The 26557-nt window shown below is 28.1% G+C and carries 29 protein-coding genes and 1 riboswitch; of the genes, 27 read left to right on the forward strand and 2 right to left on the reverse strand.

Going from position 1 to position 26557, the window contains the following annotated elements; genetic code table 11:
• Window positions 1-12: 12 nt before the first annotated feature.
• The 12 genes from J2Z71_RS07090 to mgtE all read left to right on the forward strand — a co-directional run bounded on the left by J2Z71_RS07090 (window position 13) and on the right by mgtE (window position 13162).
• On the forward strand, window positions 13-312 hold the full coding sequence (locus J2Z71_RS07090) for a hypothetical protein (protein ID WP_210061536.1): 300 nt from the start codon (window positions 13-15) through the stop codon (window positions 310-312).
• A 9-nt stretch (window positions 313-321) separates the two neighbouring features.
• Window positions 322-1797: a glutamate--tRNA ligase gene (gltX, locus tag J2Z71_RS07095; RefSeq protein WP_210061538.1), complete on the forward strand. Its 1476-nt coding sequence runs from the start codon at window positions 322-324 to the stop codon at window positions 1795-1797.
• A 273-nt stretch (window positions 1798-2070) separates the two neighbouring features.
• Window positions 2071-3096, forward strand: a complete 1026-nt coding sequence (locus tag J2Z71_RS07100) for a sugar-binding transcriptional regulator (RefSeq protein ID WP_210061540.1) — start codon at window positions 2071-2073, stop codon at window positions 3094-3096.
• A 1-nt stretch (window position 3097) separates the two neighbouring features.
• Window positions 3098-4114, forward strand: coding sequence for a type I glyceraldehyde-3-phosphate dehydrogenase (gene gap / locus J2Z71_RS07105; protein ID WP_210061547.1), 1017 nt, complete (start codon window positions 3098-3100; stop codon window positions 4112-4114).
• 52 nt (window positions 4115-4166) lie between these two features.
• Window positions 4167-5354: a phosphoglycerate kinase gene (locus J2Z71_RS07110; protein ID WP_210061613.1), complete on the forward strand. Its 1188-nt coding sequence runs from the start codon at window positions 4167-4169 to the stop codon at window positions 5352-5354.
• A gap of 8 nt (window positions 5355-5362) precedes the next feature.
• Entirely contained in the window at window positions 5363-6109 is a 747-nt protein-coding gene (tpiA, locus tag J2Z71_RS07115; protein WP_210061548.1) for a triose-phosphate isomerase, read from the forward strand.
• A gap of 4 nt (window positions 6110-6113) precedes the next feature.
• The gene (gene gpmI, locus J2Z71_RS07120; RefSeq protein ID WP_210061549.1) at window positions 6114-7634 is read left to right on the forward strand and encodes a 2,3-bisphosphoglycerate-independent phosphoglycerate mutase; all 1521 of its coding nucleotides are present in this window, start codon (window positions 6114-6116) and stop codon (window positions 7632-7634) included.
• Window positions 7635-7644: 10 nt separating this feature from the next.
• The gene (gene eno / locus J2Z71_RS07125; protein WP_210061550.1) at window positions 7645-8928 is read left to right on the forward strand and encodes a phosphopyruvate hydratase; all 1284 of its coding nucleotides are present in this window, start codon (window positions 7645-7647) and stop codon (window positions 8926-8928) included.
• Window positions 8928-9323, forward strand: coding sequence for a SixA phosphatase family protein (locus J2Z71_RS07130; RefSeq protein WP_210061551.1), 396 nt, complete (start codon window positions 8928-8930; stop codon window positions 9321-9323). The genes eno and J2Z71_RS07130 overlap by 1 nt, the downstream gene beginning before the upstream one ends.
• 308 nt (window positions 9324-9631) lie before the next feature.
• Window positions 9632-11131 (forward strand): murein biosynthesis integral membrane protein MurJ, encoded by a 1500-nt coding sequence (gene murJ, locus J2Z71_RS07135; RefSeq protein WP_210061552.1) that lies wholly within the window; start codon window positions 9632-9634, stop codon window positions 11129-11131.
• 77 nt (window positions 11132-11208) lie between these two features.
• Window positions 11209-11640: a hypothetical protein gene (locus tag J2Z71_RS07140; RefSeq protein ID WP_210061554.1), complete on the forward strand. Its 432-nt coding sequence runs from the start codon at window positions 11209-11211 to the stop codon at window positions 11638-11640.
• Between the two features lie 160 nt (window positions 11641-11800).
• Entirely contained in the window at window positions 11801-13162 is a 1362-nt protein-coding gene (gene mgtE / locus J2Z71_RS07145; RefSeq protein ID WP_210061556.1) for a magnesium transporter, read from the forward strand.
• A gap of 45 nt (window positions 13163-13207) precedes the next feature.
• Here the strand turns inward: mgtE and J2Z71_RS07150 are convergent, their stop codons facing one another.
• Window positions 13208-13447: a glutaredoxin family protein gene (locus J2Z71_RS07150; RefSeq protein ID WP_210061558.1), complete on the reverse strand. Its 240-nt coding sequence runs from the start codon at window positions 13445-13447 to the stop codon at window positions 13208-13210.
• Between the two features lie 101 nt (window positions 13448-13548).
• On the opposite strand from J2Z71_RS07150, the gene J2Z71_RS07155 reads away from it, so the two are divergent.
• The 12 genes from J2Z71_RS07155 to J2Z71_RS07210 all read left to right on the forward strand — a co-directional run bounded on the left by J2Z71_RS07155 (window position 13549) and on the right by J2Z71_RS07210 (window position 24103).
• Window positions 13549-13959, forward strand: coding sequence for a hypothetical protein (locus tag J2Z71_RS07155; protein ID WP_210061560.1), 411 nt, complete (start codon window positions 13549-13551; stop codon window positions 13957-13959).
• Between the two features lie 11 nt (window positions 13960-13970).
• On the forward strand, window positions 13971-14744 hold the full coding sequence (locus J2Z71_RS07160) for an alpha/beta fold hydrolase (protein WP_210061562.1): 774 nt from the start codon (window positions 13971-13973) through the stop codon (window positions 14742-14744).
• Between the two features lie 8 nt (window positions 14745-14752).
• Entirely contained in the window at window positions 14753-16282 is a 1530-nt protein-coding gene (locus J2Z71_RS07165) for a UDP-N-acetylmuramoyl-tripeptide--D-alanyl-D-alanine ligase (RefSeq protein WP_210061564.1), read from the forward strand.
• 12 nt (window positions 16283-16294) lie between these two features.
• Entirely contained in the window at window positions 16295-17470 is a 1176-nt protein-coding gene (locus J2Z71_RS07170) for a D-alanine--D-alanine ligase family protein (RefSeq protein WP_210061566.1), read from the forward strand.
• Window positions 17470-19557, forward strand: coding sequence for a ribonuclease R (gene rnr / locus J2Z71_RS07175; RefSeq protein WP_210061575.1), 2088 nt, complete (start codon window positions 17470-17472; stop codon window positions 19555-19557). The genes J2Z71_RS07170 and rnr overlap by 1 nt, the downstream gene beginning before the upstream one ends.
• Window positions 19558-20019, forward strand: a complete 462-nt coding sequence (gene smpB / locus J2Z71_RS07180) for an SsrA-binding protein SmpB (protein ID WP_210061584.1) — start codon at window positions 19558-19560, stop codon at window positions 20017-20019.
• A 202-nt stretch (window positions 20020-20221) separates the two neighbouring features.
• Entirely contained in the window at window positions 20222-20491 is a 270-nt protein-coding gene (locus tag J2Z71_RS07185) for a Veg family protein (protein WP_210061585.1), read from the forward strand.
• A 72-nt stretch (window positions 20492-20563) separates the two neighbouring features.
• Complete coding sequence (gene ispE, locus J2Z71_RS07190; RefSeq protein ID WP_210061588.1) at window positions 20564-21412, forward strand: 4-(cytidine 5'-diphospho)-2-C-methyl-D-erythritol kinase; 849 nt, start codon at window positions 20564-20566, stop codon at window positions 21410-21412.
• On the forward strand, window positions 21402-22127 hold the full coding sequence (locus tag J2Z71_RS07195; RefSeq protein ID WP_210061590.1) for a hypothetical protein: 726 nt from the start codon (window positions 21402-21404) through the stop codon (window positions 22125-22127). Before ispE ends, J2Z71_RS07195 begins: the two co-directional genes overlap by 11 nt.
• Window positions 22128-22183: 56 nt before the next feature.
• Window positions 22184-22274, forward strand: a riboswitch (THF riboswitch).
• 42 nt (window positions 22275-22316) lie between these two features.
• Window positions 22317-22847 (forward strand): folate family ECF transporter S component, encoded by a 531-nt coding sequence (locus J2Z71_RS07200; protein WP_210061592.1) that lies wholly within the window; start codon window positions 22317-22319, stop codon window positions 22845-22847.
• 37 nt (window positions 22848-22884) lie between these two features.
• Entirely contained in the window at window positions 22885-23262 is a 378-nt protein-coding gene (locus J2Z71_RS07205; protein WP_210061594.1) for a metallopeptidase family protein, read from the forward strand.
• Window positions 23255-24103 carry a DnaJ domain-containing protein gene (locus tag J2Z71_RS07210; RefSeq protein ID WP_210061602.1) on the forward strand — a complete coding sequence of 283 codons (849 nt, stop codon included), beginning with the start codon at window positions 23255-23257 and terminating at the stop codon, window positions 24101-24103. The genes J2Z71_RS07205 and J2Z71_RS07210 overlap by 8 nt, the downstream gene beginning before the upstream one ends.
• Before the next feature lie 25 nt (window positions 24104-24128).
• Here J2Z71_RS07210 and J2Z71_RS07215 read toward each other — a convergent pair whose 3' ends face one another.
• Window positions 24129-24716, reverse strand: coding sequence for a TlpA family protein disulfide reductase (locus J2Z71_RS07215; RefSeq protein ID WP_210061603.1), 588 nt, complete (start codon window positions 24714-24716; stop codon window positions 24129-24131).
• A gap of 173 nt (window positions 24717-24889) precedes the next feature.
• Between J2Z71_RS07215 and J2Z71_RS07220 the strand changes: the two genes are divergently transcribed.
• The 3 genes from J2Z71_RS07220 to J2Z71_RS07230 all read left to right on the forward strand — a co-directional run bounded on the left by J2Z71_RS07220 (window position 24890) and on the right by J2Z71_RS07230 (window position 26451).
• Entirely contained in the window at window positions 24890-25420 is a 531-nt protein-coding gene (locus tag J2Z71_RS07220; RefSeq protein WP_210061605.1) for a DUF308 domain-containing protein, read from the forward strand.
• Window positions 25421-25487: 67 nt separating this feature from the next.
• The gene (locus tag J2Z71_RS07225) at window positions 25488-25994 is read left to right on the forward strand and encodes a DUF308 domain-containing protein (RefSeq protein ID WP_210061607.1); all 507 of its coding nucleotides are present in this window, start codon (window positions 25488-25490) and stop codon (window positions 25992-25994) included.
• Between the two features lie 55 nt (window positions 25995-26049).
• Complete coding sequence (locus tag J2Z71_RS07230) at window positions 26050-26451, forward strand: CoA-binding protein (protein WP_210061609.1); 402 nt, start codon at window positions 26050-26052, stop codon at window positions 26449-26451.
• Window positions 26452-26557 lie beyond the last annotated feature (106 nt).

Below are 26557 nucleotides of genomic sequence, written 5' to 3' on the forward strand. Positions count from 1 at the left end.
TATAGGTGATTTATGGGAATTTTTATAAAACTATTTTTTATAATGGGAATATTGTCACTGATAGTAGATGTATTTTTAATAATTTCAAATTATGTAAATAAAAACAATAAAGGTTTTTTAGAGAAAATATCCAAAGATAAAAAAGATGAATATATAAAGATATTAGAAATAAAAGTAGTAATAGGAATAATATTTTTATTACTTAGTATATATTTTTACCTACATAAAAGAAATACTATTACAATTGTATTATTAATAATAAATAATTTAATAGTATCTTTTTTTGAAAAAATAGTAAAAGAGATAATATAGGAGGATAATATGAGCGATATTAGAGTTCGTTTCGCACCAAGTCCAACTGGATTTTTACACATAGGTGGACTAAGAACAGCACTTTACAATTATTTATATGCAAGAAAAAACAATGGAAAATTTATACTTAGAATAGAAGATACAGATAGAACAAGATATGTAGATGGAGCAATTGAAAACTTAATTGAATCATTAAAATGGGCAGGAATAGACTATGATGAAGGTGTCTTTGTAGAAGATGGAAAAATCGTAGAAAAAGGTGAAGATGGACCATATATTCAATCTCAAAGACTAGATATCTATAAAAAATATGTAGATGAACTAATAGAAAGTGGAAAAGCATATTATTGTTTCTGTACAAAAGAAAGACTTGACTCAGTAAGAGAAGAACAAAAAATAAAAGGTCAAATACCAAGATATGATGGACTATGTAGAGAAATCCCATTAGAAGAAGCTAAAAAAAGAATTGCAAATGGTGAAGAATATGTAGTAAGGCTTAAACTTCCTCACAATAGAGATATATCCTTTGATGATGCAGTAAGAGGAAAAGTTACAATTAATACTAATGAAATGGACGATCAAGTATTAATGAAATCTGATGGATTCCCAACATATCACATGGCAGTAGTAGTAGATGATCATTTAATGGGAATAACAGATGTAGTAAGAGGAGAAGAATGGCTACCATCAACACCAAAACATGTATATTTATATGAATGTTTTGGATGGGAAGCACCAACATTTGTCCACCTTCCAACAGTACTAAACAAAGACAGAAAAAAACTTTCAAAACGTCAAGGTGATGTATCAGTAGAAGACTTTAGAGAAAGAGGATATCTACCAGAAGGACTAGTAAACTATCTTGCATTAGTTGGATGGTCACCAGAAGATGGCGAAGAAATAATGGAAATGAAAGACTTAATAGAGAAATTTACCTTTGATAGAGTTGGCAAAGCTGGAGGAATATTTGATAAAGAAAAACTTGATTGGGTTAACTCTCATTACATCAAAAAATATTCACTAGAAGAAATAGCAAAACTATCAATACCATATATGGTAAAATCAGGACTTATAACAGAAGAAGAAATAAAAGCAGATGAAGATAAATATCTAATGCTAATAGACACAGTAAGAGATTCACTAGACAGACTAGAAGAAGTTCCAGAAAAAGTTTCTTTCCTATTTGGAGATCTTGAAATTACAGAAGAAGCAGCAATAGAAGAACTTAAAAAAGAACAAGTTCCAGAACTTATAAAAGCTTTTAAAGAAGAACTAAACTCAGTTGAAAAAATTGATATGGACTTTGCATCAGGAGTAATGAAAAAAATCCAAAAGGCAACAGGTATAAAAGGTAAAAATCTTTATATGCCAGTAAGAGCAGCAATATCTGGAAATGTTCATGGACCAGAACTTAAAAATATAATTTGTCTACTTGGAAAAGAAGAAATTTTAAAAAGATTAGATGAAGCAGAAAACTTAAGATAATAATAAAAAAGTAGATAGAAATATCTACTTTTTTTTAATTTTATTATGTATATATTTAATTAATGTAATAAAATAAATTGAAATAATGGCTATTTTATGGGAAAGTTTTAATATATAAGTGATATATCATATAATATTAATGTTATACTATTTATAAAATATAGATTTGACAAATGGTCTAATAAGGGGTATATTTTAAGTGTAAGAAAAATTTTTTATTACAGTGGGAACAAAAACTGTACTATGGGATAGAAATAGTCCACAGGTGATTTTATGAATATAGAGAATATTACTAATTTTGTTCCTGAGTTTAGAGATATTTTCATAAGAAGATATGAGATTTTAGAGTTTCTAAATAAAGAGGGAACTTTGGGCAGAAGGACTCTTTCTAGTAAGATGGATATTTCAGAGAGAATTATTAGAGATGAGATATCTATTTTAAGAGATATGGACTGCGTAGATGTTTCCGCTGCAGGAATAAGTATTACAAAAGAGGGTAAAATAAAGTTAAAGGATCTTTCAACTATTTATAGAGATTTAAATAATCTAACTGATTTAGGAAAGAGAATTGCTTTAATGCTTAATGTCAATGATGTCTTTGTTGTAAAAGGTGATACGAAAAAGTCTGAACACACTTATATTAATCTTGGTGCTGAAACGGCTAGAATTATTAAAAATGTTGTTTCTAGGGGAGATATTTTAGGTGTTACTGGTGGTAGAACTTTAAGTTCTATTGGTGATGAGATGGAAAAATCTAAAGAGGATTTAGATATTACTGTGATTCCTGCTAGGGGTTCTCTTGGCAGAAGTGCTAAGTTTCAGGCAAATTCTATTGCATCAAAGATTGCAACAAAGCTAAATGGTGAGTACCAACTTCTTCCTGTTCCTGATACTGCTTCTGCTGAAGCTATGAAAATGTTAATGGAAAATGAAGAGGTAAAGGAAGCTTATAATATGCTTAAGTCTTTAGATATTTTAATTTTTGGTATTGGAAGGGCTGATGTTATGCTTGATAGGCGTAGGATTAGTGATGATATTAAGGATGAGATTTTAGATAATAAGGCTGTTGCTGAAGCTTTTGGACATTATTTTGATATTGAGGGTAATGAGGTTTATAGATCTCAAAGTATTGGGATTACTATAGAAGATTTTAAAAAGATTCCAAGAATTATTGGTGTTGCTGGGGGATGTGAAAAGGCTGATAGTATTATTAGTATTTCATCTTTAAGGCAGGACATGATTCTTGTAATAGATGAGAGTGCAGCAAATGAGATTTTAAATATTAGGAGGTCAATTTAATATGACAGTTAAAGTTGCTATTAATGGTTTTGGTAGAATTGGTAGAGATGTATTACGTGGATGGGCTTTAAGAGATGATAAGGATTATGAAATTGCTTATGTAGCTGAATTAAATGCTTTAGACAATGTTCATGCTTTTACTCATTTATTCAAATATGATTCAATTTACAGAACTTTCCCTGGTGAAATTGAAGAACTTGAAGATGGATTTACTATAAATGGTAAAAAAGTTACATTTATAAATGGAGCTACTCCTGACAAAATGCCTTGGAAAGAACTTGGTGTAGATATTGTTATTGAATCTACTGGTGTATTTACAAAAAGAGATGCTGCAGAAGGACATATTAAATCTGGTGCTAAAAAAGTTATTATTTCAGCACCTGCTAAGGAAGAAGATTTAACTGTTGTTCTTGGAGTTAATGATGAAAATTATGATCCTGCAGTTCATAATATTATTTCAAATGCTTCATGTACTACAAACTGTCTAGCACCTGTTACTAAGGTTATTCTTGAAAACTTTGGTATTAAAAAAGGTCTTATGACAACTGTTCATGCTTATACTAATGACCAAAAAATCCATGATGCTAATCACAAAGATTTAAGACGTGCAAGAGCTGGAGCTGAAAATATTATTCCAACTACTACTGGTGCTGCTGAAGCTGTTGGTAAAGTTATTCCAGAAGTTAATGGAATTTTAACTGGTATGGCTATGAGAGTACCTGTTATTACTGGATCTATTGTAGATGTTACTTTTGAAATTGAAAAAGATGCAACTGTTGAAGAAATAAATGCAGCTATGAAAAAAGCAGCTGAAAATGAACTTAAAGGTGTATTAGAATATTCAGAAGAAGATCTTGTTTCTTCAGATATTATTGCTAATCCACATTCTTCAATCTTTGATGCTAAACTTACTCTTGTAAATGGCAGACTTGTTAAATGTGTATCTTGGTATGATAACGAATGGGGTTATTCACAAAGAGTTGTTGACCTAACTAACAAAGTAGCAAAATCACTATAAGATATTAGGCGAAAACTCATATTGGGTTTTCGCTTAGTCTTTAATTGGAGGTATTATGAAAAAAACATTAAAGGATTATGATTTTAGTAATAAAAAGGTTTTAATTAGAGTTGATTTTAATGTGCCAATTCAAAATGGAGTTATTACTAATGACAATAGAATAGTTGAAAGTCTTCCTACTATAAATTATGTTTTAGAAAATGGGGGATCTGTTGTATTAATGTCTCATCTTGGACGACCTAAGGGACAATATAATAAGGATATGTCTTTAGAAATTGTATCTAAAAGACTTTCTGAACTTTTAAATAAAGATGTTAAATTTTTAGATGATGAGTCTGTTATTTCTAATAAGGTTCAAGAGGAAATAATAAATTTAAAATCAGGAGAGGTTGCTCTTCTTGAGAATACTAGATTTGTTGCAGGGGAAGAGAAAAATGATGAAGATTTTTCTAAAGAACTTGCTAAAAACTTTGATATTTATGTAAATGATGCTTTTGGAACTAGCCATAGAGCTCATGCTTCAAATGTTGGTGTTTCAGCTTATCTTCCATCTGCAATAGGTCTTCTAATTGAAAAGGAAGTTAAATATATTGAAGGTGCTTTAGAAGATCCAAAGAGACCTTTTGTTGCAATTCTAGGTGGAGCTAAGGTATCTGACAAAATTGGTGTAATTGACAATTTACTTGATAAGGTAGATAAGATTATAATTGTTGGAGCAATGGCTTATACTTTCTTAAAATCTCAAGGTATAGCTGTTGGAAAGTCTCTTGTTGAAAATGACAAACTTGATGTAGCTAGAGATATTCTTAAAAAAGCAGATGAAAAAAATGTAAGAATTATTCTTCCTATTGATTTTGTTGTTGCTGAGGAGATTTCAAAGGATGCTAGAACTGCAGTTGTTCCTGCTATGAATATTCCAACAAATCTTGAAGGTCTTGATATTGGACCTATGAGTGTAAAACTTATTAATGAAGAGTTAAAAGATGCTAAGACTGTAATTTGGAATGGCCCTGCTGGAGTATTTGAAATTCCGATTTTTGCAAATGGAACTTTTGAAATAGCTAAGACATTATCAAATTTAGATGCTATTACAATTATTGGTGGAGGAGATTCTGCTTCTGCAATAGCACAAGCTGGTCTTAGTGATAAAATGTCACATATTTCAACTGGTGGCGGAGCAAGTCTTGAGATGCTTGAAGGGAAAGTTCTTCCTGGAATAGCATGTATTAATGATAAATAGGAGGATATATGAGAAAACCACTCATAGCAGGTAACTGGAAAATGAACTTAAATGTTACTGACACAAAAGAAATGTTAAATGAACTTGTTAAAATGGATTTAGATAATAAGGTTGATGCATTAATTTGCCCAACTTTTACTTCACTATATCCTGCAATGGAAATTTTAAAAGATTCTAATGTTTTATTAGGAGCTCAAAATGTAAGTGAATATGAAGATGGTGCAAGAACTGGAGAAATATCTACTAATATGCTAAGAGATTTAGATGTTAAGTATATTATTCTAGGCCATTCTGAAAGAAGAACTTACTATAATGAAAGTAATGAAATAGTAAATGCCAAAATAAAAAGAGCTATTGATGAAGATTTTGTAGCTATTCTTTGTGTTGGTGAGGAAGAAAAAGATAGAGAAGAAAACAATCACGAAAAAGTTGTAGAAAATCAACTTAGAAAATCTCTAAAAGATATTGAGGATTATAAAAAAGTTGTAGTTGCTTATGAGCCTATTTGGGCAATAGGTACTGGAAAGACTTGTAATCCTGAAGATGCTGAAAAAATGTGTCTATTTATTAGAGAAATATTAAGTGATATTTTTGATAAAGAAAAATCTAATGAAATTAGAATCCTTTATGGTGGTTCTGTAAAACCTGCAAATGTAAAAGAACTTATGCAAAATGAAAATATTGACGGAGCTCTTGTAGGTGGAGCAAGCCTTAAAGCAGAGGATTTTAGGGATTTAGTTAATTTTGGAGAATAAAAAAATGAAACCTGTAATGTTAATTATTTTAGATGGATTTGGTATTGGAGAGAAAGTAGATACAAATTCTGCATTTATTGCAAATACTCCTGTAATTGATAATTTATGTAAAAATATGCCAAAGTCAAAACTTGAAGCTTCTGGTCTTGCTGTTGGACTTCCTGAGGGACAAATGGGAAATTCTGAAGTGGGACATTTAAATATTGGAGCAGGAAGAGTAGTATATCAAAACTTAACAAGAATTACAGAATCTATAAAAACTGGTGATTTTTATAATAATAAGGCTTTTAATGATGCTGTTTTAAATGCAAAAGAGAATAACTCAGCTGTTCATTTAATGGGACTTTTATCTCATGGTGGAGTTCATTCACATGTTGATCATTTAATTGCACTATTAAAACTTATGAAAAAAGAAAATGTAGAAAAAGTATTTGTTCATGTTATTTTAGATGGACGTGATGTTCCTCCTGATATTGGACTTAAAGATGTAAAAGAACTTGAAGAAAAATTACAAGAAATTGGAATTGGAGAAATTGCATCAGTTTCAGGAAGATATTATGCAATGGACAGAGATAAAAGATGGGATAGAACAGAAAAAGCCTATGACGCTTATACTTTAGGCGAGGGAGAGAAGTTTGAAAATCCTAGTGACTTAATAAAATCAAATTATGATAAAAAGATTTTTGATGAGTTTGTAATTCCAGGTGTTATTACAAAAAACAATGAAGCTATTGGAAAAATTAAGGACAATGACTCTTTAATATTCTTTAACTTTAGACCAGATAGAGCAAGACAAATTATAAGAGCTTTTGCAGATCCAGATTTTAATGGATTTGAAAGAAAATCATCACCAAAACTATATATAGCAACTATGACTGAATACGACAAGACTATTCCAAATACTCATATTGCCTTTGGTGAAAATATTCCAGAAAATACTCTTGGAGAAGTTCTTGCAAAAAATAACAAAAAACAACTTAGAATTGCAGAAACTGAAAAATATGCACATGTTACATTTTTCTTTAATGGTGGACGTGAAGATGAGTTTGATAAAGAAGATAGGGTTTTAATACCATCTCCTAAGGTTGCAACTTATGATTTACAACCTGAAATGTCTGCTATAGAAGTGACAGAAAATGTAATTGAAAGAATAAAATCAGAAGAATATGATTGTATTATTTTGAATTTTGCAAATCCAGATATGGTAGGGCATACTGGAGTAATAGAAGCAGCAAAAAAAGCTGTAGAAACAGTAGATACTTGTCTAGGTGATATTCTTAAATCACTTGATGAAGTAGGTGGAGCAGCTCTTATTACAGCAGATCATGGAAACTGTGAACTTATGAGAAATAAAGATGGAAGTATTGTTACAAGTCATAGTACAAATCCAGTTCCATTATTTTTATATGGAGCAGGAAATGTAGAGTTAAAAGATGGAAAACTTTGTGATTTATCTCCTACAATACTTGATCTTATGAATATAGAAAAACCGAAAGAAATGACTGGAGAAAGCTTAATAAAATAAGGGAGGAAATATGAGTTTAATTAATAATGTATATGCAAGAGAGATTTTAGATTCAAGAGGAAATCCAACAGTTGAAGTTGAAGTAGAAACTGAAGCAGGTGGATTTGGTCGTGCAGCTGTACCAAGTGGTGCTTCAACTGGAGCTCATGAAGCTGTAGAACTTAGAGATGGAAATAAAGAAAGATATCTTGGAAAAGGTGTAGAAAAAGCAGTAGATAATGTTAATAGTATAATTGCAGAAGAACTTATTTATTTTGACTGTTTTGATCAAGTAGGTGTAGATGAATATTTACAAATCTTAGATGGAACAGATAATAAGGGAAAACTTGGTGCAAATGCTATTCTTGGAGTTTCACTAGCAGTAGCAAGAGCAGCAGCTGATGAGCTTGGACTTAATCTTTACCAATATATTGGTGGTGTAAATGCTAAAACTCTTCCAGTTCCTATGATGAATATTTTAAATGGTGGAGAACATGCAGACAATAATGTAGATATTCAAGAATTTATGATAATGCCAGTTGGTGCAAAAACTTTTAAAGAAGCTTTTAGAATGGGCGCAGAAGTATATCATAATCTTAAAAATGTACTAAAAGAAAAATCTCTTGCAACAGGAGTAGGTGATGAAGGTGGATTTGCTCCAAATCTTTCATCAAATAAAGAAGCTCTTGATGTAATTGTAAATGCAATTGAAAAAGCAGGATATAAACCAGGTGCTGATGTAGTTCTTGCACTAGATGTAGCAGCTTCAGAAATGTATGAAGATGGAATCTACAATCTAAAGGGCGAGGGTGTAAAATACAGCGCTGATGAAATGATAGAATTCTATGCAAATTTAGTAGAAGAATATCCAATTGTTTCAATAGAAGATGGTCTTGATGAAGATGATTGGGACGGCTGGAAAAAACTAACTGACAAACTTGGAGATAAAATTCAACTTGTTGGAGATGACCTTTTTGTAACTAATACAGAAAGACTTCAAAAGGGAATTGAAAAAGAAGTTTCAAATTCTATTTTAATTAAACTTAATCAAATAGGAACATTAACAGAAACTCTAGATGCTATTGAACTTGCTAAAAGACATAATATGACTGCAGTTATATCTCATAGATCAGGTGAAACTGAAGACTCATTTATAGCTGACCTTGCAGTTGCAACAAATGCAGGACTTATTAAAACAGGAGCTCCAGCAAGATCAGAAAGAGTTGCAAAATACAATGAACTTTTAAGAATAGAAGATTCTCTTGGAAAACTTGCAAAATATAATGGAATTAAAAGTTTATATAACTTAAAATAATGAAAATATATTTTATAAGACATGGAATAGCTGAAGCCTTTGCAGACTCTGACTTTCAAAGAGAACTTACACTAGAGGGAAAGATTAAATTAAATGACACTTTTCGTGAATTTGCAAAAATTTTTGATGAAGAAGAATATTTAATATACTCATCACCTCTTGTAAGAGCAGTACAAAGCGCAGAAATTCTTTCAAATAAACTAGGAGAAGACTTTGAAATAAAAGATTATCTTGCAGGATTTTCAATAGAAGAACTAGAAAAAGAACTTAAAAAAGATAATTGTAATGCTTATATATTAGTAACTCATGAGCCCTATATATCACAGGCAATATATGATAAAACTAAAAAATTATTAAATATAAGTAGAGGTTCAATTCATATTTTAGAAATATAATAATAATTAAGAAGTAGATTGAATTCTACTTCTTTTTTTATTTTATAATGTCATTAATTTAAAAATAATATAGAAATTTCTAATAATTATGAGTTTAATACATAAGATAACTTTAAATCAGTAAATATAAAAGTTTTTATAAAGGATATTATGGCGAAATTGTAGCAGTATTTAAATAATAAAAGGAGGTGGAGAAATCCATCTCTTTTTTGTAAAAGTTAAAATTTAGTTAAGAAAACTTAGAATTATTCTTAAATGTCCATTAATTTGATATAATAGAATTATTAAAAAGAAAAAGAGGATTGATAATGAAAACATCTTATATACTTATGATTGTAACAATTGTTGCAAAATTATTTGGGCTTTTAAGAGAAAAGGCTCTTGCTTATTTTTTCGGAACGGCAATTTTAGCTGATGTTTTTTTAGTTGCCTTTCAAATTCCAATGACTTTTACAAATGTAATAAGTGGAGCAACAGCAAATGGATATATTCCAATATATGATAAGGTAAAACAATCTAGTTCAAAGAAGGATGCTGATTTATTTACAAGTAATCTTACAAATATAATTTTTGTAGTATCTTTTATAATTTCTATAATTGGGATTGTTTTTGCAAGACCTCTTGTAAAAGTAATGGCTATTGGATTTAAGGCTGAGGAACTTGAACTTTGTGTTTTAATTACAAGAATTGCAATGTTATCACTTGGAGCAACTTCTGTATTTTCAATATTTAAGGCATATCTTCAAATAGAGAGAAAATTTATTGTATCAGTTGCTCATGCAATAGTTATGAATATAATAATTATAATTTCAATGTGGATTAGTTCAAAGTTTGGATATATATATCTTGGAATTGGAATTTTAGTAGCCTTTGTATTTCAATATATTATATTTTTACCATATATTAAAAAGTCAGGTTATAGACATAAATTTGGATTTGATTTTGAAGATGAAAATTTAAAGGCAATGCTTAAGATTATAGTTCCTGTATTAATTTCAACTTCTGTAATAGAGCTTAATTTTATTATTTCAAAGTCTATTGCATCATCACTTTTTGAAGGTGGAATTTCAACACTTAATTATGCTTACAAACTTCAAAGTTTTGTAACAGGAATTGTAATTACATCAATTACAACAGCTGTTTATCCAGAAATGGCAAGACTAGGTGCTTTAAAGGATTATAATGGACTAAGAAAACAGACATCAGAGGCAATATTTACAATGGCACTTCTTGTAATTCCTGCAAGTGTTGGGCTTTTTATATTTGCAGAACCTATTGTAAAACTTCTTTTTGTAGGTGGAGCATTTTCAGTTGATGATGCTAAGGTTACAGCTTTGGCACTGTCATTTTATGCAATTGGAATAATAGGAATAGGAATTAGAGAAATAATTTCAAGAGTATTTTATACAATAATGGATGCAAAAAGACCTGTTATAAATTCAGTTATAATGGTTGTACTAAATATTGTACTTAGTATTAGTTTTGCGAAAATGTGGGGGATTAAAGGACTTGCCTTTGCAACAAGTGTATCTTTTATAGTAGGTGCTATTTTAATAGTATTATCTCTTAAGAAAAAACTTGGATCTATAATTACAAAAACTACAACTTATGATATTTTTAAAATAATTATATCTACTATTATTATGGCGGTTTTATCAAAGTTTGCATTTAATGCTATATTAAATTCTTTAGGATCAAATTTATCACTTATAATTGCAATAGTTGTAGCAGGAATATCTTATATTATTTCACTTTTAATTTTTAGACCAAGTGAAATAAACAAGTTAATTGGAAAAATTAAAAAGTAATATAATTCTTTAGATAAATTTAATAAACTATTTAGAAAAAATGAAGAATTTTATGTAATACTAAAATAGGGGAAAAAATGAAGATAAAAGATATATTAATAGTGGCGCTTTTAATAGCTGTTGGGTTTTTAGCTTATGATAGATATAATGCAAGACAAGAGGAAAAACTTGCTTTAGAAAATCAAAAGGCTGAAGAAATGAAAATAGATAATAGTGAAGATAAAACTGATGAATTTTTAAATAAAATCCTAGAAGAAAATGGATATTTTGAAATAAAAGATGAATTTACTAAAAAAGAAATAAAAGAAGCTGTAAAAAAAGTTTTAGAAGATGATGATATAAAAAATGAATTAAAGAAAAAATCATTTAAATTAAAAGATGGTAAATTAAATGTAGAAATTGACTTAAAAGATTTAGGGCAAAAATTTAAAAATGGTGCAGAGATATCAAAAGATCTTGTTAAGGATATAATTGAAGATGAAATAAATAAAAATAACACTAAAAATTAGTGTTATTTTTTATTTATAAAGACATATTTGTGAAATCTGTATTTATAAAAGTTATTAAAGATGATATCTTAGTATAGTGGAGTAATTATTTATTTAAATATAAAAACTAAAGATTTTAAATAGATATGTATATATGTTATTATTAAGAAGAGGTGAGTGTATGGAATATCAAGAATATAAGGGATATAGAGAGTATTTTAAAGAACTAATTGATACAAAAAATTTAAAAGAACTTAAAACGACAATTAGCGAATTAAATGTAGTAGATATTGCAGAAATAATAGAGGACATGGATGATAAAGAGATGCTCTTGGTATTTCGAATGCTTCCAAAGGAAATGAGTGCTGAAGTCTTTTCTTATATGGAAAGATATGATCAACTTAGAATTATAAATTCTATTACAGATACTGAGCTTACTTCAATTATAGATGAACTTGATTTTGATGATATGATTGATGTTTTGGAGGAAATGCCTGCAAATGTTGTAACAAAAGTTTTAGGTAATACTCCAGCTAATGAAAGAAAACTTATAAATGAATTTTTAAGATATCCTGAGGATTCTGCAGGTTCTATAATGACTATTGAATATGTAGTCTTAAAACCTGAAATGAATGTTAAGGATGCTTTAGAACATATAAAACAAATAGGTATGGATAAGGAAACTATTTATACTTGTTATGTAGAAAATGAATATAAAATGTTAATAGGATTTGTATCTTTAAGAACTTTAGTAGTTTCAGATGAAAGCAAGCTTATTAAAGATATAATGGTTGAAGATGTAATAAGTGTAAACACTTTAGAGGACCAAGAGGAAGTTGCAGATAAATTTGTAAGATATGGATATATTGCTCTACCTGTAGTTGATGGAGAGTATAGACTTTGTGGTATTATTACTTTTGATGATATTATGGATGTTGTTGAATCTGAGGCAACAGAGGACTTTCATAAGATGGCAGCTATTGCACCTTCTGAGGATGAGTATTTAGATCAAACTCCTTGGCAACTTGCAAAAAATAGACTTCCATGGCTTTTAGTTCTTATGATTTCAGCTACTCTTACTGGTGGAATTATAGATAGATATAATTATATTATTGCACAATACTTAATACTATCTACATTTATACCAATGATGACAGATACTGGTGGAAACTCTGGTTCACAATCATCAACTACTGTTATTCGTGCACTTGCAACTGGAGAGATTGGACTTTCTGATAGTTTAAAAGTAATGGTAAAAGAGATGACAGTTGGAATAATTGCTGGTGGAATTTTGTCCTTTGTAAACTTTTTAAGAATAGTATTTATTACAAAGGTACAATTAAAAATTGCATTTTTAGTTTCATTTACAATGTTTATAACAGTTGTACTGTCTAAGTTTTTAGGTGCGGCACTTCCACTTTTTGCGAAAAAGGTGAATATTGACCCTGCTATTATGGCATCAGCACTTATAACAACTATAATAGATACTGTTGTTTTAATGATTTACTTTAGCTTAGCAGTTAAATTATTGCCAATAGTGTAAATAAGAAAATAAAAAAAGACCTAAGTTTTTTCTTAGGTCTTTTTATTATAGATAATTTTCTTTTAGATAATTAATAATATCCATAGACTCATACATTGGCTTTTCATCTACAAATAAACAAGGTACTTGTTTTTTGCCACCAACTTCTACTAAGTGCTCACGTGCTTCTTTATCTTTATCAATATTAATATAATTAACACCACTAATATTGTTGTCTTCTATAAAGTTTTCTACTTTTCTACAAAATGGACAATATGTTCCAATATATAAATTTAAATTTGCCATAATAACCTCCTATATATAATAATTTTACCCTGAGGGTATTTATCTAAACATTTAAAGTTCGGTGTTTTTTTGGTATAATAGCATAGATTAGAGGTGAAAAGATGAGTTTATTTGATGAGCTTCAAGATAATATTTCTGATTTAAAAGATAATTTAAAAATTGCATCTGCAAAAATTTCTGAAAATTCAAAAGAAATAAAAAAACAAGCTAAGATAAAATTGGAATTAGCAAAGGAAGAAAAGAAATTAAATGATTTGTATAGAAAAATAGGAAAAGAGTATTATGAAATTCACAAAAGACTAGGTGATAGTGAAGACACACCAATTAGTAATTATCTAAAAGAAATAGATATGTCTATTGCAAAAATAGAGGCACTAAAAACTAAAACTGATGACTTTACTTCATATTCTAAGGAATCTGATGACTATTATACAGGATATATAAATAAAATATCAGAATACAATGAAAATAAAGATGATACTATATATATAGATGATAATGAACTAAAGTAGTTGGAGGAAAAATGGAAAAAAAAGATATAAATCTTCTAGGTACTAATATAAAATATATTGAACTTGGAGATGAAGGAGGAAGGCCTTTAGTTGTTCTACATGGATGGGGAGCAAATATAGAGTCTATTATGCCAATTGTAAATTCAATTCCAAAGGGATATAAAATTTATGCCTATGATGCTCCAGGATTTGGAGATAGTGATGAGCCTAAAAGTGCTTTGTCAACTTGGGATTATGAACTTTATTTAGAGGAGTTTTTAGAAAAGAAAAATATTGGAAAAGCTACTTTTATAGGGCATTCCTTTGGTGGAAAAACTCTAAGTATTTTTGCGGCTAAAAATAAAGATAAGGTTGAAAAACTTGTACTTATTGATGCATCAGGAGTTATTCCAAAGAGAACTTTTTCTTATTATTTTAAAGTTTATATTTTTAAATTTTTAAGGTTTTTATATACAAAGCTTTTCTTCTGGAATAATAATACAGATGGTATTAAAAAGTTTTATGAGAAGTTTGGATCTGATGATTATCAGGCTTCACAAGGTGTTATGAGAGAAACCTTTGTAAAGGTAGTAAATGAATCAACTGAAGAATGTTTTAAGGATATTGATGCAGAAACTCTCTTAGTTTGGGGAGAGCTTGATGATGCAACTCCAGTATATATGGCAAAAGTTTTTGAGAGTAAAATAAAAAATTCAGGACTTGTTGTTTTTGAAAAAGCTGGACATTTTAGTTATATTGATGATTATGGCACTTTTTCTGCTGTAATAAATTCATTTTTAGATTAGGAGATAATATGGTAATTTTATTAATTATTGAGTTTGTAATAGTTGCTACTTCTTATTATTTTTCAGTAATACGAAGTAATTATCCTCTTCATATGTTACAACTTGAAGGGTATAACAATGAAGATTATAAAACTTGGATTAAAAACAACAAATCTAAGGTAAGTAAGTTTGTATATAAAAAAACAGAAGAGAAGACTCCACTTGTTTGGACTGATCGTGCTAAGAGACTTTTTAAAATACATGATCATGTGAATTTAGCTTTTTTAGTAGGATTTATTATGATTACAGATATAATTTATGCAAATACTAAAAGTTATTATTCAACAATTGTATTAGTTATTCTTTGTTTGATTTTATATTATTTTGAATATAGAGTAATTCTTATTTCAAATAAAATTTCAGTTCCAAGAGAAGAAAAAATCAATATGGGATTTTTTGTAGAAGCTCAAGGAAAAATCAAAAATTTAAAAGAAAATAATAATTTAAAAGTACTTGGAATTACAGGATCTTTTGGTAAGACATCTACAAAATTTATTGCAGATACAATTTTATCTGAGAGTTTAAATGTAAAGAACACTCCATCTTCATATAATACTCCAATGGGACTTTCAAAGGTTATTAATAATGATTTAAATGAAAGTCATGAGGTATTTTTAGCAGAGCTTGGTGCTAAAATGAAGGGTGAAATAGATGAGGTTGCGCAACTTGTTCAGCCTGATATTGGAATTATTACAGCAATTGGACCTACTCATATGCATATGTTTAAGACAATTGAAAATATAATGAATACAAAATATGAACTTATTGAAGATTTACCAGAAGATGGTATTGCAATATTTAATTATGACAATGAATATGTAAAAGTTCTTGCTGATAAGACTGAGAAAAAAACTATTAGATATGGTATGGAAGATATTGAAAAACTAGATGTATATGCAAAGGATATTGAAGTTTCAGAAAAAGGTTCAGAATTTACTTTAGTAATAAAAGAACTTGGAGAAGTTAAATGTTCTACTAAACTTCTAGGAAAACACAATATTTCAAATCTTCTTGCAGCTGCAAGTGCAGGATATGTTCTTGGAATGGATCTTAAATCTTTAGCTTCTGGAATTGAAAAAGTAGAGCCAGTAGAACATAGACTTAATATTGTTGATTCTGGAACTGGTGTAATTGTAATTGATGATGCTTTTAATTCTAATCCTGTTGGATTTAGAGCGGCACTAAGTGTTATAGATGAATTTAAAAATGGCAGAAAAATAATAATAACTCCTGGAATGGTTGAGCTTGGAGATATGGAAGAAGACGAAAATTATAAAATAGGTAAAGAAATTGCAAAAGTTTGTGATTATGTAATTCTTGTAGGCAAAAAACGTACAGAGCCTATAATGAAAGGACTTAAAGATGCATCTTATAATATAGATAATACTTTTGTAGTAAATTCATTAAATGAAGCAACTGAAGTTCTTGGTAGTATTACAAGATCTGGAGATGTAGTATTATTTGAAAATGACTTACCTGACACATATAGTGAAGAATAAGGAGAGGTTTTAATGGAAAATATAGCAGTTGTATTTGGAGGACGAAGTGTTGAACATGAAGTTTCAGTTATAACTGGAATGCAAATTATTGAAAATATGGATAAATCTAAATATAATCCAATTCCTTTATATATAACAAAAGAAGGAAAGTTTTTATCAGGAGATGCTCTTAAAGATTTTTCTGTATATAAACGCAATGATTTTAAAGATGCTGTTGAAGTATTTTTTAAACCAAATGCAAAGGATCATAATTTATATACAGTTACAAAGGAAAAGACTGGATTATTTTCAAAGGAATCAAAAGATGTAAAGGTATTTGCAAATATAGATGTTATATTTCCAGCTCTTCATGGAACTTATGGTGAAGATGGTTGTATTCAAGGATTATTTGAACTTATGGATATTGCCTATGTTGGATGTGGAGTTATGTCTGCATCTGTTGGAATGGACAAAGTTACTATGAAAAAAATATTCAAAACTGAAGGTATTCCAGTAACTGAATATTTCTACTTCTATAAGAATGAATGGAAGAATAAAGAAGAGATTATAAAACGTGCAGAAGAGCTTGGATATTCACTATTTGTAAAACCTGCAAATTTAGGATCATCTGTGGGTATATCTAAAGCAAAGGATAGAGATTCATTTATAAATGCAGTAGAAATTGCACTTAACTATGACAGAAAAGTTCTAGTAGAAAAAGCAGTTGAGGATCCTCGTGAGATAAATGTTGCAGTTCTTGGATATGAAGATGATCTAATAGCTTCAGAATGTGAAGAACCAGTTGGTTGGAAAGAATTCTTAAGCTATGAAGATAAATATATAAGCGGTGGAAAAAATTCTAAGGGAACTGGAATGAAAAATCAAAAGAAAAATTTACCAGCAGATCTTCCTGATAATATTAGAGAAGAAATACAATCTCTTGCTAAGAAATCTTTTAGAGCAATAGATGCAATGGGAGATGCTAGAGTAGATTTTCTACTAGATGGCGACAAAGTATATGTGAACGAAATTAACACTCTTCCTGGTTCAATAGCTTTTTATCTTTGGGAAGCAAGTGGAATTAAATTTGATGAATTAATAACAAAGCTTATTGAACTTTCTAAGGTAAGATATGAACAAAAGTCTAATAATATATATTCCTATAATTCGGATTTATTAAAAAAGACTACTTATGGAGCTAAGTTATAATGATAAAAGAAAAAATTTTAGATGTTCTTAAAAATAGTGAACCTATGAGTAAAGAGCAAATTGCAAAATTATTTGAAATCAAAAATAAAGAAAAAAAATCCTTCTATAAATTAATTGAAGAACTTCAAGAAGAAGGTGAAATTTTCTTAGATAAACAAAGTAGTAAATATTTTGTAATTGATGGAGAAAATTTTGTAACAGGAAAAATCCAAGGTAACGAAAGAGGCTTTGGATTTTTATTACAAGAAGATGGAGATATTTTTATATCTGCTGATCATATGAATTCTGCAATGAATGGAGATACAGTAGTAGGAAAATTACTTGATAAATCTTCTGGAAATAGTGATGAAGGTGAAGTAATTGCTATTATTGAAAGAAAAAATGAAAAAATTGTTGGAACATTACAAGATCAAAGAAATTTTGGATTTGTAGTTCCAGATGAAAGTAAAATTGCCTATGATATTTTCATTCCTAAGAAGTTTATGAAAAATGCAAAAAATGGGCAAAAAGTTTTAGTAAAAATTGACAAATGGCCTAAAAAAGACAAAAAACCTGAAGGACAAATTTTAGAAATATTGGGATTTCCTGGCGAAAAGGGAGTAGAGATATTATCAGTTGCAGCAACTTATAATCTACCTATGTCCTTTACTAAAAAAACAATTAGTGAAGCTAAAAAAATTCCTCAAGAAGTTACTAAAAAAATGTTAGAACATAGAGCAGATTTAAGAGATCTTAAAACTTTTACAATTGATGGAGCAGACTCTAAGGACTTTGATGATGCTGTTTCTATTGAAATATTAGAAAATGGCAATTTCTATTTAGGAGTTCATATTGCAGATGTTTCGCATTATGTAAAGGAAAAGGATGAACTTGACAAAGAAGCCTATAAAAGAGGTAATTCTGTCTATCTAGTAGATAAGGTAATACCAATGCTACCTAAAGAACTTTCAAATGGTATATGTTCTTTAAATGAAGGTGTAGATAGACTTACACTATCTGTCTTTATGGAAGTAAATAAAAATGGAAGTGTTGTAAATAATTCTATTGTAGAGTCTGTTATTAATTCTCATAGAAGACTTATTTATGACAATGTATCAGATTTTATAGAAAATAAAGCTAAGGATAAAAGTATTGAAGGTCTTGAAGAAGAACTTACTAATATGGCAGAACTTGCAGAAATTTTAAGTAAGAAAAGACAAGCAAGAGGATCTATTGACTTTGATTTTCCAGAGGCTAAGATAATTGTTGATGAATCTGGTCATCCTGTGAATATTTTAAAGGAAGAAAGAAGAGTTGCCAACAGGTTAATTGAAGAATTTATGATTTTATGTAATGAAGTTGTTTCAGAGCAACATTTTTGGATGGAAGTTCCATTTTTATATAGAATTCATGAAGAGCCTGAAGAAGAGAGAATTAATAGCTTAAATAAAACTATTAGACATCTTGGATATAAATTAAATACACAAAATATGAATTCAAGAGATGTTCAATCTCTAATAGATGAAGTAAAGGGAAAAGAAGAAGAACTATTTGTATCAACACTTGTTTTAAGAAGTCTTAGAAAGGCGAAATATTCTGCAGAACAAGATATACATTTTGGACTTGCTTCAAAATATTATTCACACTTTACATCTCCAATTAGAAGATATGCAGATCTTACAATTCACAGAATAATAAAAGATATAATACATTCAAAACTAAATGATAGAAAAGTTGACTATTTAGAATCGGAACTGCCAAATATTGCAGATCATGTTTCAAAAACAGAAAAACTTGCTCAAGAAGCAGAAAGAACTGTTGAATCTATAAAGATGGCTGAATATATGAAAGATAGAATTGGCGAAGAATATGAAGGAATAATCTCAAGTATTACAAGTTTTGGAATATTTGTTCAACTTGAAAATACTATAGAAGGTTTAATTGGATATAATTCTATGGATGATTATTTTGAATTTAATGAAGATGAATATACAGCAGTAGGAAGAGACACAAATAAAATTTATCATATGGGTGATAGAGTAAATATAAGAGTTGTAAATACAAATGTTACGAAGGGAACTATTGATTTTGAATTTGTAGGTGATTAAATGGCAAAAAAAACGGATAATAACGCACTTGCAACAAATAGAAAAGCAAGACATGACTTTTTTATAGAAGATACAATGGAAACAGGTATTGTCCTAAAGGGTACAGAGGTAAAATCACTTAGAAAAGGAAAGGCAAATATATCAGATGCCTATGCAGAAATAAGAGATGGAGAAGTTTTTATAGAAAATATGCATATTAGCCCCTATGAACAGGGAAATATATATAATGTAGATCCACTGAGATCTAGAAAATTACTTCTTAATAAAAGTGAAATTAGAAGACTAGAAAAAGAAGTATCTTTAAAGGGATATACACTAGTTCCATTAAAACTTTATTTAACTAGAGGAATGGTAAAGGTAGAACTTGCTGTTGCAAAGGGTAAAAAACTCTATGATAAAAGAGAAACTATTGCAAAAAGAGATTCTGATAGAAGAATAAGACAGGCTTTAAAAATAAGATAACTAAGTTAATTCTTAGTTATTTTTTTTATTTCAAATAGTTGTATCATTAGTATAAGAAATAAGTATATAAAAAATTTTATAATCGGTTGACAAATTGATTTTTTGATAGTAAACTATATAAGTTTATTTGACTTTTCTTATAAAAAATAGTATAATATTGAAGATAGCTTTTATTATGTAGTAGATGGAAGGGATAAATAATATGAACCAAATGGAAATTATTAAAAATGAACTGCAACAACATTTAGGAAAGAAAGTTATCCTCAAAGCTAATAGAGGTAGAAAAAAATTCGTAACTAGATATGGAATCTTAAAAGAAGTATACCCAAGCTTATTTAAGGTAGATGTGAAAAACGGATCAGAAATTACAACAGCAACTTTTACTTACTCTGATGTACTTACTAAAACAGTAAAAGTTACAATATTAGATGACGACGTGAACTTCCAGGACTTAAAAAAGAAAATATCTTAATTTTATCTAAGAGAGCATAAGCTCTCTTTTTTTAGTGTTTTAAACTATGCTATAATAAGTTTGAGGTGTAATATGAAGCTTAAATCTTATGGAAAAATTAATCTGTCTTTAGATGTTTTGTCAAAAAGAGAAGATGGATATCACAATATAGAAACTATAATGCAAAAAATTGAACTTCACGATATTATGGAGTTTGAAAAAATACATAGTGGTTTAGTATTAAATATAGATGAAGAAGTTGGAAAATTAGAAGATAATTTAATATATAAATCTTGGAAATTATTATGCGATTATACAAAAAGAGATCTTCCAATTAAAATAAATGTCAAAAAAAATATTCCAGTAGCAGCAGGTCTAGCTGGTGGAACTGGTAATGGAGCTACAACGATGAAGGCTCTAAATAAAATTTATAATTTAAATTTAACTAAAGATGAATTAATGAAAATCTCCCTTAAATTAGGAGCTGACTTTCCCTATATGATTTCAGGAAAAACTATGCTTGCAAAGGGAATTGGAGAAGAGTTAGAAGAACTTGATGATTTTTCTAATGTATTAGTTTTAATAGTAAATCCTGGATATGGAATTTCTACAAAAGAAGTCTATGAAAATCTAGTATTAAGTGAAAAGAAGATAAAAACTGTAGAAATTTCTAAAAATTTAAAGTATAAATGTGCAGAAAAATTAAAATCACTTTTATATAATAAAATGGAAGAGTCTGTATTTATTAATCATAAAGAAATTTTTGAAATAAAAAATAAAATGGAAAAATTTAATTCGGTTTCATTAATGAGTGGATCAGGAGCAACGGTATTTGGACTTTTTGATAGTGAAAAAGATTTAAATAAGGCTTATAATTATTTTAAGAATATATATCCTAAAACTTATAAAACTTATACAGTAGGAGGAGAAGATGAATTTTAAAAAGATAGGGATTTTAGATGATTCCATTGGAGGAATTAAAGTACTAAATTCCTTAAAAGAAATATATACAAATGAAAATTTCATATATTTTGCAGATCTAAAGGAATATCCCTATGGACTAAAAAAATTATCATCAGAAAAACTTGCAAAAAATTCTTTTGAAAATATATCCAAAGAAGATTTAAAACTTTTAGTTATTACAAATCCTGCAATAAGTATGTCCTTAAAAGAGGAAGATATTAAGATAATAGATGGAATAAATAGATCTATTGAAAAATTAAATTATAAAAATTCATTAGTCCTTGGTTCAAAATTAAGCTTAAATCTTTTAGAAAAAAGACTGGGTTTTAATATTGATAAAGTAGATGCTCAAATGCTTATTAATCTAGCTACTGATGGAGATAAAAATTATTATATTATTACGAAACTTATCTCTGAGTATATAAAAGATAAAAAAGAAGTAATACTTTTTGACAGCAATTTATTATTATTTAAAGATTATTTTTTAAATTATAATAAAAACTTAAAAGTATATTCATTAGAAGATTTTATATTAGAAGATGTAGGAGATTATTTAAAAGATGATTTAAGACATTTAGCTTCTAATAGACAAAAAGTGAAGTATTATACAAGTGATTATAGAATAGCTTTTTATAAATCAGCTGAGGAATTTTTTGATGATAGATTTTCTAGTGTAAAAATTTTTAAGGAGTAATATCATTTACAAGAAATAAAACTATGATATAATTATTACTTGAAAAACGTTATAAATTTAGAGTAGGCTTAGTGCGTTAAGTGCCAAAGAATGGGGTGTTGTCTTTGGACGAAGAGAAATCACGATACTATTGCCGCATCCGCTACAATCCTTCTTAAAGTTGATTGTATGCATAGAAGGAGAATAAAATTGAATACAAAACAAAGTACGAAAAGATTAGTTATGTTGGCGCTTTTTGTTGCGCTTGAAATTATTGCATCTAGATTTTTGTCAGTTGAATTTATTGATAAAAAATTTAGCTTTACCTTTATAGTTACAGCAACTATGGGAGCATTGTTTGGCCCTTGGTTTGCAGCACTTGCAGGAGTAGTTTCTGATATTATTGGAAATGGACTTTTTGGTAAGTTTGGATTTTTTCCAGGTTTTACATTAACAGCTGCTGTAACAGGTTTTATTTATGGATATTTTCTTCATAAAGATGATCTAAAAATTAAAGACATAGTAATTGCATCAGTACTTGTTACTTTGATTCCAAATGCGCTTATGAATACACTTTGGGTATCGATAATGACAAAAAACCCTTTTATAGTTAAACTTATTTCAAGAGTGCCACTTCAAGTGATGAATCTTGTAATAAAATTAATAGTACTTCCTTTATTATTACCAAGGATTTTACCAACATTAAAAGGGGAAATGAAAAGGTTAGGGTTAGATATTTAAGCAGCTAGAGCTGCTTTTTTATTTATAGGTGGTAAATATGTTTATAGATAGAATTGATGAATTTGAAGAGATTTTAGAAGAATTATGTAGTGAAATACCAGAGGAACTTTTTCAAAGTTTAAATGGTGGGGTAATTATAGAAGAGGAAGTAATGTATCATCCAATGTCAAAAAAAGATGATATAATTTGTTTGGGAGCATATAAAAGAGATATGCTTGGAAATAGTATAATAATGTATTATGGTTCTTTTATGGAAATGTATTGGGATAAACCAGGTGATGAATTTAAAGAATTAATAAAACATACTTTATATCATGAATTCACTCATCATTTAGAGTACTTATCAGGAGAACGTGGATTAGAAATTAAAGATGAAGAAGAACTTGAAAGATATATAAGGAGAGAAAATGAATAAATTCCTTGGATACTTAAATAAATTTATAGGTACAATTATAGATTATGTTTTAAGAGGTGTAATTTTCATAGTAGATTTGCTAGTAAGTGTATTTTCATCAGTAAGACAATTATTTGGATATATTGTTTCAATGGGTGGATGTTTAATTATACTTTTTTTAGTAAATCCATTTATTTTAGGACCTATACTTAGAAATCCTTTTATCGTTACTGTATTATCACTTTCAATAATAATACCAATTATTGGAAAAATTGCAGTATCTTATTTAAAGTATATTCACTATATGGCAACAGAGTATTTTTATGATAAGGCTGATAATTATCTATTAGGTAGAAAAGCATCTTATGAAAATATTAAGGACTATGGCGAAAAATACAAAAAAGATCAAGAAGCAGAAAGACTTAGAAAAGAAGCAGAAGAGAGAAAAAGAAGAGAAGAAGAGTGGAAAAAGAGATATGAAGAGCAAAATAGAGGCTCAGGAACTTATTGGAGCTTTGGAGACTTTTCGGACTTTGAAGAATTTTTTAGAAATGCAAATCAAGGTGGATATTATTCACAAAATGGCCAAAATTATGGAGGTTCTCAACAAAGAGGATATCAAGGTTCTCCTAGAGGAGCATCTTTTGAATCACAATATGAAGAGGCTTGTAATAAACTTGGTGTAAGTGCAAGTGCTGATAAATATGAAATAAAACTTGCCTACAAAAAAATGGCAAAAAAATATCATCCAGACTTAAATAAAGATGAAGGAGCTACTGAAAAATTCCAAGAAATAAATAATGCCTATGATTTTTTAAGTGATGAAAATATAGAAAGATATAAAAGATTAAAAGCAAATTAAAAAGACCATATTATATGGTCTTTTTTTATTGTTCAGATATTAAAGTATCAATAATTTCTTTGAAATATTCTTTATCCTTTGATCCAGATACGATATTTCCTATTAAATTACCTTCCTTATCTACAAAAATTGTAGTTGGAACTGCTTGAACATTTTTAAGATAATTTTCATATAAATTTTCATTAGGTATTATATTTAAGTAAGTAACACCTAGTTTTTCAATAATCGCACGGGCATTGTCTAAATTTGTATCAGTTCCCTCAAAAGTATCTACTATAACTCCTAAAATTTGAAAATCTTCTTTTCCATATTCTGTTGATAGTTCTTGTAGTTCAGGCATCTCTCTTATACAAGGTGCACAAAATGTTCCCCAAAAATTAATCATTGTAACTTTAGAATTTTCGAAGTATTTTTTATTGTATTCTATTGAATCAAGTGCTGTTGCAGAAAAATCAAATTGATTAAATCCAAGGCTTTCATATTGATCTTCTAGTTGATCTTTAGCCATATTAGCATCATTAATTGTTGGATTATTTGTATTATTAGTATTAGAGCATGCTGAAACTAAAAGTAAACTTATCATAGTAAAAATTAAAAATATTTTATTTTTCATGTCTTCACCTCAAATCAATATTAATATACCCGAGTATTTAAAGAATTTCAAAGAAAAATCAAAAACTTAACAAATTCTTAGATTTTAAAGATTAAATTTTACATAAAGATTTATGAGAGGTTAATAGGGTATATTTTTAAATACAAGAGATGTTATATAAAAGAAGGATATTTATGAATGTTAAAAATATTAAAATTTCGACAATTATACTTGGTATTATTTTAACAATAACAGGCATAATCTTTTTAAAAAATCCGACAAATTCTTTTATTGCAATGTCTAAAATCCTTGGAGTAGCATCAATAATAAAGGGAATTATGCTAATTGTAATGTTCTTTAAGGTGAGAGAATATTTTTCAATTAGAGCAGGAACAACACTTGTAGCAGGAATTCTACTTATTATATTTGGTGGATTATTTATTTATAAGCCAAGTGTTTTTGCAGCAATAATAACTTATTTACTTTCAATTTGGTTTATTATGCTTTCAATACTTGGATTTAATTTTTCAGTATTTTATAAATATAATAAGGCTTTATATATTTTAAATATAATATTGAATATTTTTCTTATTATAGGAGGAGTATCAATATTATTTAATCCAAGTTCAGTTGCAATAAGTATGTCGCTTTTAATAGGGCTTCTTTTAATAGTTGATGGAATTTCATCAATTATTTGGTCCTTATCTATAAAGGTAATTGATTAATAAAATAAAAAATAAAGGGATAGTCTTTAGATTGTCCCTTTTTAATAGTTAATGGAGGGAGTAATATTTGAAAAAAATAAGTATAAAAGTTATTAATATAATTCTTTCGATTATTTTGATTATACTAGGTTGTATTGTAGTATGTTATTCTCACAAAAATTTTAATATTATATCTTCAGTCTTAGGACTTGCTGTAATAGTAAGGGGGATTTTATTTTTTACAATATATGAAAAATTAATTAAAAATTATAAACTACAAGACATAATGTATATTGTATTTGGAATTTTATCTATAATATTTGGTATATTACTTATTTCTAAATCAACACTTTTAAATAGTGTAATTATTTACATAACTGCTATTTGGTTTATAATGGTTTCTATTTTTGATTTTAATTTATCAGTTTTTTATGAATATAAGGGGAGAGCTTATTATTTAAATTTATTTATTAATATATTAGTTTTTGGACTTGCAATTATGCTTTTATTTATTCAAAAATCTAATTTTAATGTTTTAGTTGGAATAATTTTTATAGTAGATGCACTAAAGTCCTTTACATTTTATTTTCACTAATTTGATTTAAGAAATAATGACAGGGTACATTTAAAATACTAAATGAGGTGGTTTTATGAATAATGAAGATAAGTTGTTAAGTCTTAAAAATTGGGCAGTAATAGGTGTAAGCAATAATCCTGATAAGATAAGCTATAAAATTTGGAAGATATTACTTAGAAATGGATATAATGTATATCCTGTAAATAAAAATTATGATGAAATAGAAGGTGAAAAAATTTATCATTCACTTCTTGAAATAGATGATGATATAGATGTTGTAAATTTTGTAGTAAATCCTAACTTAACTAAAAAATATTTAGAAGAAGTAGATAAAAAAGATATTAAATATGTTTGGTTTCAAGAGGAAAGTTTTAATGAAGATGTTGTAGAAATATCAAATGATTTTAATTTAATGGGAGTTGCTGGACGATGTGTATATGCAACTCTTGATTTAAAAGAAAAGATGAAAAAATAAAAGAGGTCCTAGATTATAATACCTCTAGAGTACACACTAAATAAAAAGTATAATATACTTAATTTAGAAAACTTTGGAGGTGTTATTTTTTTATGGGAAAACATGT

Origin of the sequence: Peptoniphilus stercorisuis, from assembly GCF_017874395.1 — a bacterium.
Lineage (GTDB): Bacteria > Bacillota > Clostridia > Tissierellales > Peptoniphilaceae > Anaerosphaera > Anaerosphaera stercorisuis.